Genomic DNA, 12,460 nt, shown 5'->3' with positions numbered 1-12,460 from the left:
TAGTTATTAAGCTGTTGTGCACCTAAATTGCATATTTCTGGCGGTGCTGCGAAGCCCACCCCACAAGAATTTGATTATTTTTTGACAACAATAGACCTCTTGCACTCCCAAGCTCTCTTATCTTAAAATTATCTGCGTTGATCAGTGTTCATCTGCCTTGCATCTGCGGTTAGCCTATTAATTAAAGACTTATGCAATTGCTCGTCTAATTTAAAGGCTAATTAGATTAACTGTTACCAATGACCAATGACCAATGACGAATGACCAATGACCAATGACCAATGACCAATGACCAATTTACTTAGCAAAATCGCGAATATAGTTAGCAACAATATCCGGGACTTCCTGCGGCAAATTGCTTTCCCCCGGACTGACAGATTTCAGTTCAGCATTAGGAACTAGAGCAGCATAGGATTGACACACAGAGAAAGCTGCGGAGGTATCTTCAGAACCGTGCAACAGCAAAACAGGCGTTCTCAGCAAAGGCAAATTCTCATCTACTAACTCTGCTGTAATTTCAGCCCGCTTCCGCCTGAACAGCAACTGCACGGCAACTGGGGACTGCATCAACTGCTGTCTGAACTTTAGCAGTTGGTCAATCTTCTTTTGGCTACCCAGCAACTTAGCAATTGGATAGATCGATCGCAAAAACCAGTAAGCCAGCGGAGGTTTACCAACCAGCCACCTAGCCGTCTCCCACCGCCCTCGTCGGTTGCTAGCCTTGACACCTTCTGGGGCCAACAACACCAAACCCTGCACTCGATCGGGATATTTGATGGCGTAGCTAGTCGCCACCCAGCCACCCAAAGAGTCACCAATTAAATAAAGCTCTCGCAGGTTCAAAGTATCGAGGTATTGGGCGAGACATTCTACTTCCAGGTCGATCGAATAATTAACATTCGGGCGTTCCGAGTTACCAAAGCCCAGCAAATCTGGTGCGAAGCATTGGAAGTCGGGGCTCAAATGCTCGATCGTCCGCAGCCACTGACTGCCGTCGTCCCAAGAACCGTGCAAAAATACTAAATTTGGGCCTCTGCCGACTTCGCGCCAGAAGATGTGCCCTAAAGAGAGTTTGACCCGAGAATTGCGTAGCGGTGAGTACATCCGGTTTAATATTCAGCAATAAAAAGATGATTAAATTAATGTTCAGAGATTATAAATTAAAGCATGGAAACATTAAAAATTAATTCCATACTCATAATAAACAGCTTTTGACGGCGAGATAATTCCCAACGTTGCTCAAATTTCGATGCCCTGCCGATTACGCCAAAGTTGTCAGACCTTGAAAATAGTTCTGCAAGTGTTCGTCGTTATCGTCGCTGAGTTCGTCCTTCGGGATCGCCGTCGGCAAAAAAGCCTCAACCTCACTGATTTCCAGCGTATCCTGAACTTGCATCTTTCCCTGCACCTCTGCTTCTACCACAATACAAATCGAGTGCAAGCGAGGGTCTCGATCGGCAGCCGAATAAACGCCCACCAACCGACGAATTTTGACTAAATCGAGTCCAGTTTCCTCCGCCAATTCCCGCCGCACCGTTGTCGGAATATCCTCTCCCCAATCCACCATACCTCCCGGCAGTGCCCAACGACCGTTGTCGCGGCGACGAATTAAGACAATTCTCCCGTCAGGTAATACAGGAATCACGGCGGTACCAGTGACGGGATGTCGAAAAATCAGACCCAGCACAGTCTGTACAAATTGCCACAATCGACGCATAAACTTAAAAGCTTGTTGAGGGGAAAGTAATTTTAGACCTGCTATCTCCCAGATTTGGGGTCAGAATTGTTAATTCTTCATGCAGGCGAAATATCCGGCAACTGTCCTAAAATCTCCGCTGCGTGAGATTCTGGTTTGATTTTGCGCCAAACATTTTCAATCCTACCATCAGGGTCGATCGCGAAGGTCGATCGAGTAATGCCCATAAATTCTTTGCCCATAAATTTTTTGAGTCCGTAACAGCCGTAGGCGGTAGCGACTTCGGCGTTTGAGTCGCACAGCAAAGGAAAAGGCAGTTGATATTTGGCTGCAAACTTGGTGTGAGATTTTGCGTCGTCAGTGCTAACGCCGAGCACTACAATATTGCGCGACTCGTAGTCTGAGTAGATGTCGCGAAAGCCGCAAGCTTCTTTCGTACAGCCGGGGGTACTATCGCGAGGGTAAAAATAGAGTACAACTCGTCCCCCTCGAAAATCTGCGAGGCTGACAAGTTTGCCGGCAGCGTCGGGCAGGCTGAACACAGGGGCTATGTCACCAGGATTGAGTGTCATTTGTGGTATTTGTCAAGAGTTTGTAGAAATATTTTCGCAAATAAACAAGATTGTGTGCCGATCGGGCCCAGATGAAGAGCGACTCAAGAGACTCTCATTGGAGGGAGTGTTCTTCTCGATCCGTAAGAGTGCTGGGTGTGATATAATCATCATCGGTCTAAAATTGAGTATAACTAAACAACGTAAAAACTTAACTCGATTAGTTGAGTGCGTAGTCACACCGATAGGTGTTGCGGTTTAGGAAAGCTAAATTTGAACAAAACCTAACTACATAAAGAGAACTGATCAAGTACGGTAAGGTATACCGGAATTTACGCTTGGGGAGAAGACACCTCTACTGGGGCTGGAGAAATCCTGTCGGAAGCAAGTGACTTCGTTGAACCAAGAATCTCAGTAACTAAGAGTGCTGAGAGTTTCAACCTTAAGAATCCCCTCGGCGAAAGCCAGGGGAATGTCAATGTTTATTAGTGAGGTCATAATGGCTAAGCGCCGCAATCTCAAGAAAGAGAAGGCACAACGAAATCAAGCATACGCTCGCAAGTTTCGCAAGCGGAGAAATCAAGATATGTTCTCCAACAAGAGAAGACGATTTGACGGCGGCAACGGCGGTGGCATGGGCGCCATGAGCGGCGGCGGACGGGACAAAGATATGGCTGCTGCTGAAGAGTAATATAGTCAGGCTATCTGCTCAACTTAGAACCATAGTGCAAAACACGATCGTTCTAAGGAGAGATAGCCAGCCTGAATTAGCCCAAGAATTCAACGATGATGTTTAGGCGATCCGATCGCGCGCAGCAATCAGTGATTTTCTCACTTGTTCAAACCCGGTACCACCGTAACTATTGCGAGCCGCCACCACTTGCTGAGGTGCGATCGCGCTGTAAATGTCTGTCTCAAACGCTGGGTGCAAGTCTTTCCACTCCTCAAGTGTCAAATCTTTGAGGAGTTTGCCCCCCGACAGGCAAGTTTTCACGACTTTGCCGACGAGGTTGTAAGCTTCCCGGAAGGGAACACCCTTAGCAGCCAAATAGTCTGCTACGTCTGTAGCGTTGGAAAAGTCTTCTGCAACCGCGGCGGCGAGGCGTGAGCCATTAAAGGCGATTCCTTCCCGCAGCAAAATCGTCATTGCTTCCAAGCAACCCTGTACAGTTTTGACGCTATCAAACAAAGCTTCTTTATCTTCTTGCAAATCCTTGTTGTAGGCCAAAGGCAGTCCCTTCACGACTACGAGCAAGGCTTGCAAGTGACCGAAAACGCGCCCCGCCTTGCCCCGCACCAACTCCGGCACGTCGGGATTTTTTTTCTGGGGCATGATGCTAGAACCCGTAGCGCAGCTATCTTTGAGCGTAATAAATCCAAATTCGTGAGAAGACCACAAAATCATTTCTTCTGACAAACGGCTCAGGTGTACCATGATGATGCTGGCGGCTGCGAGAAATTCGATCGCAAAATCTCGATCACTCACTCCATCCAAGCTGTTAGCATAAACCTTGTCAAATTGCAAGATTTCTGCCGTATAATGTCGATCGATCGGGAAAGTCGTCCCCGCCAGCGCGCCACAACCCAAAGGCGAAATATTCACCCGCTTCAAGACATCGCCGAGACGTTCCCAATCGCGATCGGACATTTCAAAATAAGCTAACAGGTAATGAGCCAAACTAATCGGCTGAGCGCGTTGCAAGTGCGTGTAACCAGGGATTAAAGTTTCGACGTTAAGTTCCGCAATTTCGAGCAGAACCCCTTGAAATTCTCGCAATTGCTCACGAATTTCGGCAATCCGATCGCGCAAATACAAACGAGTATCAGTGCCTGCTTGGTCATTGCGCGATCGAGCAGTGTGCAGCTTTTTGCCCGCATCCCCCACAATATCAGTCAGCCGCTTCTCTACGGCGAAGTGAACATCTTCTGCATCAACTCCCGGCACAAAAAGACCTTGGCGGTATTCGCGGCGGATTTGTTCTAAACCATTGACTAACTGTTCGCCTTCTGCTGCGGAAATAATTCCAGTTTTGGCGAGCATTTTAGCATGAGCGACAGAACCAGTCAAGTCATACTCAATCAATTCAATATCGAAGCCAATACTAGCATTGAATCGGGCGATCGCCGGGTGCAGTGCCGATTCAAATCTTTGACTCCAAGTTTTCGGTTGTGTTGTCATTGCGGAAAGTAAAACTAGATTATATGCCTGTTGTAGAAGTCTTTGAAAACCGATTTTTTGTAAGGAACACAAGTCCTTCTCCCGGTTTGTAGTAAGGAATACAAATCCTTCTCCCGGTTATACCTTTATTAACACTAAAAAACTGAAGTCCTGACTACAAAAATGTAAAAATTGCGCTGTATGAAAAAATAATGAAGTCCTGACTTTGAACTTTTACAGTCTTTTCCTAATGCCTTCAAATCCCCAGCACAAATCTAAGGAAAAATTCCCTTAATGAACCAGCCGACAAATATACCGATAAAAAAAGCTCCTATTTGACCAGTCGTCACAAAATTGTTCCAAGCTTTCTGAAAATTCGTAAAAATTTCGTAGCTTTGACCCAAAATCACCGTACTCAAATGAGATTTCAGAACTAAAAGGTGAGCCACATCGCTCCAATTAATCGAGCTGGTAAATCCAACAGTAATTTCCGAAATTAAACTAACTATCATGGTGATTTTCTCCTATCGAAGATGTTACCCTAAGTACAACCAGTGTCATGTCATCTGCGTTGCGATTGCCAATACCGATAAACTGCTGAACGCGATCGAACAAATAATCCAAAATTTCCTCAGCCTGCTGATAATTTTGACAAGCCCACTGAAAAGCCGCGGTTAAGTTATCCTCATCAAAGCGCTCGCCCGTTTGATTAGCAGCATCAGTAAATCCGTCCGTGTAATAAATAATAGTATCACCAGGCTGCAATTGCACGTGGGCTTCTTGGTAGCGTGAATCAGCATCCAAACCAATCAACATTCCCTCCAAAGTATCGAGCCGAACAATCGAATTAGTTGCAGCTTGCCACAGCAAAGGCGGATGGTGAGCAGCATTACTGTAAGACAAAACGCGAGTTTTCGGGTCATACTCCGAATAAAACAGAGTCACAAAACGGTGGGAATTCTCCAAATCCGCGTGCATTACCCGGTTTAAATGTTGCAAAATTCTCGCAGGCGAGTGGCGGTTCAAAACCTCAGCCCGCAGCATACCCCGCGTCATCGTCATCAACAGGCCAGCCGGTACCCCTTTGCCCATCACGTCGCCGATGACTATGCTCCAGCGGCCCTTGTCGATTTTGGACTTGAGATTTTTAATCAGGGATGGGGGGTGTTCCCCCTCATATTCCTTGCCGATCGGGTCATAGTCAGCGGGAATAAAATCATAATAATCACCGCCGACTCTGCTAGCAGTTTGGCAGCGAGCAGCCACATCAAGACCAGGAATTTTAGGACAACTGCGGGGTTGCAGCCGCAATTGAATTTCCGCCCCGATTTCTAACTCTCTATCTAAGCGTTCTTTTTCAGCTAACTTAACAGTAAGTTCATCTTTGTAGATGGCCACGGCGGTTTGATCCGCCACCAACCGAACTAATTTCTGTCTGCTGGGAGTCCACAGATATTGCGGATCACTGCTAAAAACATAAAGCCGTCCGCGTTCCAAATTTTTGACTAAAATTGGCGCCCCAAACAGATGAACATCCGGGCCCAAATAACGACTTACTTGCAGGTCGAGACTGGAAGTTTGCCCAGAGGTTTCCCAAAAAGATGCACCAGCCACGCCCGCACCTGCTGTAGCTTGCCTGGTGGCTATTTCTAGCGCTTTTCGCATATCTTGGCACTGCCGTCCTTCCTGACAGTGCAACTGCTGGAACCTGACTTGACCGTTGGGTTTGAACAGCACTAAAGCTCCCCCGTCGGCGTCGGTAACGCGAGTTGCCACCAAAGGCACCAACTCCAAAAATTGGTTGAGATTGTTAAAACTGCGCAGGGCAAATCCCAGGGAGCCCAACATATCTTGAACGTTGTGCTGGTATCGGTACAAGCGCGCCACCAGTTCTTTGAGGGCAAATACTGGCGTCGCGTCGGTGGAATTGCGACCCGGAGGGCGGTCAGCAGGTTGAGGTGAGGGGCGAGGCAAGGGCACAGCAGTCATTTTAAATTTGTGATTTTCGATCTTAAAAGGAGGATGATTGAGTGAGGAATTACGCAGCACCTGAACAGAAATCCGGTTTTTTATCGAGCAAGTAGTTTGGGTCTCGCCAAGGAAGTTGGGCACTAGGACAGTTGTATCAACTTAAGTCTGAAATCGTTAAGAAATCTCGTTTATAGCTGAGGCCCTATCCCCCTAAATCCCCCTTAAGAAGGGGGAATTTGACCATTTTCTGTCCCCCTTAAGAAGGGGGACTTTGACCATTTTCTGTCCTCCTTAAGAAGGGGGACTTTGACCATTTTCTGTCCTCCTTAAGAAGGGGGACTTTGAGCGCTCTTGTCCCCCCCCTTCTTAAGGGGGGCTAGGGGGGATCGGGAAGACTGTGCAATCAGACAGCAGACTAATATTACATCCGTAGCTCAATTTGACACGCTTTGGATCACGCTTTGATCCGAAGCAAGCAATAACAGAACGAAGGTATTATTTCTAGATATTTAGTTTTCACTCGATCGCCCGTGGCAGTCGGCGCAAGTCCTGCGATGCTAGTTCAAGGTTAAGAATTTGATATTTTGAAGCTCTGTATCCGCCTCTAAAAATTGGGACGGCTACAGATACCTCATCAATCTAAAATCTAAAATCTAAAATCTAAAATCGAGTAGGGCTTCCACAAATTCATAACTAGAAAACGGGCGCAAATCTTCGATGCTTTCTCCGACTCCAATAAAGCGGATGGGCAGACCTAGCTGCTGCACTACTGCTAGGGCAACACCACCTTTAGCAGAACCGTCGAGTTTTGTCAATACTACTCCGCTTAATTTTGCAGATTCTGCGAACACTTCTGCCTGTCGCAAACCATTTTGACCTAGCGTGGCATCCAAAACCAGTAGAGATTCTACGGTAGCACCGGGGGCTTTTTTGTCTATAATGCGACGGATTTTACTTAATTCGTCCATCAGATTTTTCTTGTTTTGGAGGCGGCCGGCGGTGTCTACGATCAACAATTCTGTGTCTCTGGCGCCCGCAGCGGCGATCGCATCAAACACAACAGCAGCCGGATCGGTATTTTTCCCCTCGTTAGCAATAATTTCGACACCGCTGCGGGAGCCCCAAACTTTCACCTGTTCGACGGCGGCGGCGCGGAAAGTGTCGGCGGCAGCAATTAGGGTTTTGTAGCCGGATTTTTGGGCTATGTGGGCTAGTTTGCCGATCGTCGTAGTTTTGCCCGCACCGTTAACTCCTACAATCAACCAAATGTTGAAAGTGTCTTTTTCCGGGGCAAAAGTCAGACTGTAGGCGGGATTGCCGGCGGCGGTTTCGGCTGTCGGAGCGTCAAGAATGTCGCGCAGGATGGTTTTCAGGAAGGCTAGAGCCTGTTCTGGTGGCAAAACTTCTTGTTTGAGTCTTTCTTGGAGGCGGTTGATAATGATGTCGGTGGCTGCGACTCCGACATCGGCTTGTAGGAGCAAAGTCTCAATTTCGGCTACGGCGTCTTCATTGAGCGGGCCTTGACCGACGATCGCCTTTAGTCGATTAATTAAGCTGCGGCGAGTTCTTTCTAAACCTTTGCGCAGTTTTTGCAGCCAACTGATTTCTTCGACGGATACTTGATCGGGCCGGCGGCCTTGACTGGCTAGGATTTCCGATGACCAGAGGAAGCCTTCGTCAAAGGCAAAACCGGGAATTTCTTCGATAATTGCGGCTCTTTCGGCGGCGGCTGCGATGACTTCTGGTTCCTCAAGGGCGGTTTCCTTGAGACGTTCGATGCGATCGAGGCGATCGGCCTGAGCTCTGGCCCAAAACGGCAAAGATTCGGCTGCGGAGTCCTCAGATGCGATCGATTCTGTGTCTGCAAGCTCATTTGCAGGTGTGCCAATTTCTATATTTTCGGCTGTAACTTCTAATTGTTGAGCAACAGGCACAGAATCGATCGCCTCGGCTATTAGTTGCGGAGGTTCGGGAATCTCTACTAAACTGACTGCATCAAGTTTTTCGGCATCGCTAGTTTCAGCCTGTGGTGGTGCAACTTCCGCAATATCTGCAACAGTTTCTGCGGTGGGTGCTTCTGCAAATTCTGCAACTTCTGCAACTTCTGTTTCGGCTGCTGGAATCTCGGCTTCTGCTGTCTGTGCTGGTGCTGCAACTTCCGCAATATCTGCAACAGTTTCTGCGGTGGGTGCTTCTGCAAATTCTGCAAATTCTGTAGCTTCTGCAACTTCTGCAACTTCTGTTTCGGCTGCTGGAATCTCGGCTTCTGCTGTTTGAGCAACTGCTGTTTCAGCTTGTTGCTGTTTTTGAATATTTTTGTAAGCAGCTTTAGCCCAATTGAGATAATCCTCGGCTACAGCGGGGGAGGTTTCCTCTACTGCTGCATCTGTTTGAGGCTCAACCGGTGCGGATTGTGCCGCCTCATCTGGGGTTTGTTCGGAGGGAGTTTCTGGTTCAGAAGATCCGCTTTCGCTGTACTGGCGACGAAACCAATTAAAAACCATAGGAAATTGGGGAATAGAGAGTAGTTATTAGTCATTAGTCCTAAGTCCTTAGTGTAGAGCGGATTGCGGATTGCCAATCACTAATGACCAATGACTGATGACTAATGACTACAGACTATCGACTATTGACTCACAACTTCTGCGTTAATTTTATCGACGACTCGGCGGAGGACTCCGTTGATAAACCGATGTCCTTCGTCGCCACTGTAGCGTTTTGCGAGTTGGACGGCTTCGTTGACGCTGACTTGTTCGGGTAAGCCAAGATAGAGGATTTCGGCGATCGCAATTCTCATGATATCTCGATCGATCCTAGGCAGGCGATCGATTTGCCAGTCTACCAGCGCTTCCGAGAGCAATTCGTCAATTTGAACGCGGTTGGCGCTAACTTTCGTCAAGATTTGCAAAGCATAGGTGCGGACATCTTGCTGGTTGGCTAGCTGGATCAATTCTGGAAACTCCATTGCTGAACCGAGACGGTTGATAGCGGTTTGCGTGAGTTCGACTGCTTCCCGCACCATTGCTCTAGCACTTTGTATATCAGCGGCGCGGATTTCGCTAGCCAGCAGTTTGTCGTTACCTCGCTGTATTTCCGATGCTGCTGCTTCCAGGGATTCTTGAACTTCTGTAGTCAGGGTGCGGATGGCTGCCAGAAGAACATCTTGCAGTTTCTTGGCTTCTAAGAGTTCTGGATTTGTCGGCAATTGGCTGATGCCAAGGAGTGCGAGTTCGCGTGATGTTTCGCGTGCTTTTTTCATAGTTTTTAGATAGAATTTGGGACTTTAGGAATTTAGGAATTGTTGAGATTGTTAGGCGCTGGTTGAAAGGACAAGACTGGGCGGTTGAAACCGCGTCTACACAGACAAAACCCGCCTCCGCGGGTTGAAGATCAGAAGGTTGACATTACTTGATCTTTCTTTAGTCCGCGGAGGCGGACATCGTTTGTCTAGACGCGGTTTCAACCGCCGTCTTATCTTAGCAAAAAACCTGCCCTCGGTCACGATTGTTTGTGGGCAGGTTTTGAACAAGACTCGGCGGTTGAAACCGCGTCTACACAAACAAAACCCAGATGGTGCGTGGGTTGAAGACTCGGCGGTTGAAATTACGTTTTTCTAGGCGCGCTTTCAACCGTCGTCTGATCTTGGTTTAATCTTCTTCGACTGGTACAGGCTGGTATCTTGATTCGGATACCAAGGGTTCGAGTGTTTTACCAGGAGGGTTGTCGGCGGTGACTGCAATTGAGTTGTTGGGGTTGACGATGCCGCCGGAGATGATGACTTTAAAGGCATCTTCGATCGACATTGACAAATTGACTACATCTGCTTCCGGGACTATAGCGTACCATCCTGTGGTGGGGTTGGGAGTAGTGGGGATGAAAATGCCGATCGGGCTTTCGCCGGAAAGATGAGACGGAATGTCGTTACTCTCGATCGTACCGGTTACAAAAGCCAAAGTCCAGATTCCCCGCCGGGGATACTCTACCAAAACCACCCGCCGAAATTTGTTATTAGACTTGAGGATAGTTCCCAGCAGTTGTTTCAGGGTTTTGTAAACCGAACCCGCTAGGGGAATTGCCTGCAATAGCTGTTCACCAAAGTCTAGCAGCCACTTACCGAAGATGTTGCGGGCCATTAAACCGATGACTAAAATGCTCAGCAGGGGCACAGCTAGCCCTACTAAGAGATTTAGCAGATTCACCAAAATCGGGTTGAGTCCGTCAAAAGGGTTGATCTGCTTGGGAATTTTGGTGAGAAAATTGATCACCCAACTGGCGATGGTAATTGTCAGCCAGATGGTGGTAGCTAAGGGGATCACTACCAACAGACCTGCGATCAGGTCGTTTTTTAAGTCCTGTTTGATGCGTTGGAGCACGGCGGGTCAAATCTCCTCGTAACTGGCTGCAATAACCTGAATAAACTTGAGAATAAAGCAACTGCACGGGCTTTACTGAAAGTTACTATGGACGATCGTCTTTTATGCTGCCAAACCCTGCCCTTTCCGAGCGCGGAAGAGTTAGGGATCGGCGGTACTATACCTATATTTTAAAGAATTATTGCTATTTGGCGCTTGCTTTTAATGTTTGCGGGCTGTGCGACAGCTCACCGTACTGTATATTTTAAGACATTTTGGCTCGGAATCAACCAATCAGCTCGCAGTGTTGAGGCGATCACAGTCGGGGCCTTTTCTGTTGAGGGCTTTTCGGCTGCTTCGAGAACTGATGAATTTTGAGGATGGGGCTGGCTAGAGCAAGACCTTTGGTGATTGTACCGCGATCGCGCCCCCTCCCATCGAACAATCATTTTTTTTAGAACTTGACAGAAGTGCGATCGAGAAAGGTGAGACATCATAGATTAAATGTTTCTCAAATTCAAGCTATTTCTTAAACTATTTGACTCCGCTTAAAAATGGATACCGTACTACTTCAGTTGACAGTTGACAGTTGACAGTGACCTTTACCTGAAAGGAAGAGGATTGGAGTAATGAATAGTCTTTTGTTAATTTCTCCCTACAAGGGTTCCGGCTTTAAACCAATTCTTTCTGGTAAACTCATGATTGGAAATTCAACAGAATTAGAACAAAGTTCCAAATCCCAAATTCAATCCTGCAAGTCAATCTCCAATCTCAAATCGATTAACTAATCTTTGAACAACCGTAAAATATAGTCAAATTGATATCCGATAGTGGAAATCTCCCGAAAAATAGCTTATGTTGAATACAGCCGGACTGTTTGAAGCAAAGCCTCTTCAGGGAAATGTGCCGAGTGTTTTAGCAGAAATGCCAGACTTATTTGGCAGTAAGTTCGATCGCCTAAATCGATTGAGCCCAAATGCAGCAGGCGATACCAATGTTTTATTTAATGCCAACTACGACTTAACTCAAACACCCGATTTGGCTGCCGATGCGACTGGTAGTGCGATCGACTTTTTTGACCAAATCACCAAAAAACGAGCCCGGCGTGCCCCTGGCTTTAGACACGGGGAGGAAGTCGGCAGCGACTTCAGTCGCCTTGAAATTTCTTTCTCAAAACGCATAGCTATACCCATCTTTCTTGTGAATTGGACTGCAATATTTATGACTAATGCCTGCTACTCTCCCAGACTTAGCTACGATGTCAAAACTACCTGAAGCGCGACAGAGAACCCGCCCTACATAAGAGCCCACTTTTTTGCCGGCGGTAACGGTTGCACTGACAATATCGCCAGTCTGAAATCCTTGGTGAATTTGCACTCTTGACTTGTGCCGAATGGGAAAACCATACTTATTTGTACCGCACATTTGTCGCATTCCATGTCCTTTTGCCATAATTATCAACGGCTTTGAAGTCAAGACTTCGAGCGTCTCAACGTTACCTACACACGCAGCATCGAGCCAGTGCGTTTTGGGCAGTCCTAAGCGAGTCCTGTTAAATTTAGTTTGACCACCCGTACCAGTGGTGACGGCCAATCCCATTTCACCGATTTTTTTAATACCCAGGTTTCTGAATTAGAGCAAGTTCGCAAAGATATATCTTGGGATAGATACCTGTGTGTCCGACATTTGAAACAAATTCAGGGTCACAAATGGGGTCAAAAACCCGGTTTCA

General features: G+C 47.3%; 12 protein-coding genes and 1 pseudogene. 2 read left to right on the top strand and 11 right to left on the bottom strand.

Annotated elements, in window-relative coordinates:
* Window positions 1-297 precede the first annotated feature (297 nt).
* The 3 genes from QUB52_RS06210 to bcp all read right to left on the bottom strand — a co-directional run bounded on the left by QUB52_RS06210 (window position 298) and on the right by bcp (window position 2,268).
* Window positions 298-1,104, bottom strand: a complete 807-nt coding sequence (locus QUB52_RS06210) for an alpha/beta fold hydrolase (RefSeq protein WP_332974465.1) — start codon at window positions 1,102-1,104, stop codon at window positions 298-300.
* Window positions 1,105-1,261: 157 nt separating this feature from the next.
* Window positions 1,262-1,717, bottom strand: coding sequence for an NUDIX hydrolase (locus QUB52_RS06205; protein ID WP_265235423.1), 456 nt, complete (start codon window positions 1,715-1,717; stop codon window positions 1,262-1,264).
* 77 nt (window positions 1,718-1,794) lie between these two features.
* Window positions 1,795-2,268, bottom strand: a complete 474-nt coding sequence (gene bcp / locus QUB52_RS06200; RefSeq protein ID WP_265235424.1) for a thioredoxin-dependent thiol peroxidase — start codon at window positions 2,266-2,268, stop codon at window positions 1,795-1,797.
* Window positions 2,269-2,746: 478 nt separating this feature from the next.
* Here bcp and QUB52_RS06195 point away from each other — a divergent pair, with 478 nt between their 5' ends.
* Window positions 2,747-2,938 (top strand): hypothetical protein, encoded by a 192-nt coding sequence (locus tag QUB52_RS06195; RefSeq protein ID WP_194066729.1) that lies wholly within the window; start codon window positions 2,747-2,749, stop codon window positions 2,936-2,938.
* A 102-nt stretch (window positions 2,939-3,040) separates the two neighbouring features.
* Here the strand turns inward: QUB52_RS06195 and argH are convergent, their stop codons facing one another.
* From argH to QUB52_RS06160, 7 genes are all read right to left on the bottom strand, one after another.
* Window positions 3,041-4,426 (bottom strand): argininosuccinate lyase, encoded by a 1,386-nt coding sequence (gene argH, locus QUB52_RS06190; protein ID WP_332974463.1) that lies wholly within the window; start codon window positions 4,424-4,426, stop codon window positions 3,041-3,043.
* A 254-nt stretch (window positions 4,427-4,680) separates the two neighbouring features.
* A complete protein-coding gene (locus QUB52_RS06185) occupies window positions 4,681-4,917 on the bottom strand; it encodes a hypothetical protein (protein WP_265235426.1) in 237 nt (78 codons plus the stop codon).
* Complete coding sequence (locus tag QUB52_RS06180; RefSeq protein ID WP_265235427.1) at window positions 4,907-6,394, bottom strand: PP2C family protein-serine/threonine phosphatase; 1,488 nt, start codon at window positions 6,392-6,394, stop codon at window positions 4,907-4,909. Before QUB52_RS06180 ends, QUB52_RS06185 begins: the two co-directional genes overlap by 11 nt.
* Before the next feature lie 635 nt (window positions 6,395-7,029).
* On the bottom strand, window positions 7,030-8,880 hold the full coding sequence (ftsY, locus tag QUB52_RS06175; RefSeq protein ID WP_332974462.1) for a signal recognition particle-docking protein FtsY: 1,851 nt from the start codon (window positions 8,878-8,880) through the stop codon (window positions 7,030-7,032).
* A 122-nt stretch (window positions 8,881-9,002) separates the two neighbouring features.
* Window positions 9,003-9,635 carry a transcription antitermination factor NusB gene (gene nusB / locus QUB52_RS06170; protein ID WP_265235429.1) on the bottom strand — a complete coding sequence of 211 codons (633 nt, stop codon included), beginning with the start codon at window positions 9,633-9,635 and terminating at the stop codon, window positions 9,003-9,005.
* Window positions 9,636-10,023: 388 nt separating this feature from the next.
* Window positions 10,024-10,749: a DUF502 domain-containing protein gene (locus tag QUB52_RS06165; protein ID WP_332969635.1), complete on the bottom strand. Its 726-nt coding sequence runs from the start codon at window positions 10,747-10,749 to the stop codon at window positions 10,024-10,026.
* 227 nt (window positions 10,750-10,976) lie between these two features.
* Window positions 10,977-11,177 (bottom strand): hypothetical protein, encoded by a 201-nt coding sequence (locus QUB52_RS06160; RefSeq protein ID WP_265235431.1) that lies wholly within the window; start codon window positions 11,175-11,177, stop codon window positions 10,977-10,979.
* Window positions 11,178-11,583: 406 nt separating this feature from the next.
* Here QUB52_RS06160 and QUB52_RS06155 point away from each other — a divergent pair, with 406 nt between their 5' ends.
* Window positions 11,584-12,003, top strand: coding sequence for a hypothetical protein (locus QUB52_RS06155; RefSeq protein WP_332969634.1), 420 nt, complete (start codon window positions 11,584-11,586; stop codon window positions 12,001-12,003).
* Here QUB52_RS06155 and QUB52_RS06150 read toward each other — a convergent pair.
* Window positions 11,899-12,324 (bottom strand): annotated as a pseudogene (locus QUB52_RS06150) (RNA-guided endonuclease IscB); the annotation flags it as partial. The gene QUB52_RS06155 and the pseudogene QUB52_RS06150 overlap by 105 nt on opposite strands.
* Window positions 12,325-12,460: the final 136 nt, after the last annotated feature.

Source organism: Microcoleus sp. A6-C6 (assembly GCF_036705955.1).
Classification (GTDB): Bacteria; Cyanobacteriota; Cyanobacteriia; order Cyanobacteriales; family Microcoleaceae; genus Microcoleus.
The sequence above is the reverse complement of the archived record's forward strand: the minus strand, read 5'-3'. Positions and strand labels throughout refer to the sequence as shown.

Coding starts and splice junctions, on each gene's coding strand:
- QUB52_RS06210 (WP_332974465.1), bottom strand. CDS start 1,104: ATGTACTCACCGCTACGCAATTCTCGGGTCAAACTCTCTTTAGGGCAC.
- QUB52_RS06205 (WP_265235423.1), bottom strand. CDS start 1,717: ATGCGTCGATTGTGGCAATTTGTACAGACTGTGCTGGGTCTGATTTTT.
- bcp (WP_265235424.1), bottom strand. CDS start 2,268: ATGACACTCAATCCTGGTGACATAGCCCCTGTGTTCAGCCTGCCCGAC.
- QUB52_RS06195 (WP_194066729.1), top strand. CDS start 2,747: ATGGCTAAGCGCCGCAATCTCAAGAAAGAGAAGGCACAACGAAATCAA.
- argH (WP_332974463.1), bottom strand. CDS start 4,426: ATGACAACACAACCGAAAACTTGGAGTCAAAGATTTGAATCGGCACTG.
- QUB52_RS06185 (WP_265235426.1), bottom strand. CDS start 4,917: ATGATAGTTAGTTTAATTTCGGAAATTACTGTTGGATTTACCAGCTCG.
- QUB52_RS06180 (WP_265235427.1), bottom strand. CDS start 6,394: ATGACTGCTGTGCCCTTGCCTCGCCCCTCACCTCAACCTGCTGACCGC.
- ftsY (WP_332974462.1), bottom strand. CDS start 8,880: ATGGTTTTTAATTGGTTTCGTCGCCAGTACAGCGAAAGCGGATCTTCT.
- nusB (WP_265235429.1), bottom strand. CDS start 9,635: ATGAAAAAAGCACGCGAAACATCACGCGAACTCGCACTCCTTGGCATC.
- QUB52_RS06160 (WP_265235431.1), bottom strand. CDS start 11,177: ATGATTGTTCGATGGGAGGGGGCGCGATCGCGGTACAATCACCAAAGG.
- QUB52_RS06155 (WP_332969634.1), top strand. CDS start 11,584: ATGTTGAATACAGCCGGACTGTTTGAAGCAAAGCCTCTTCAGGGAAAT.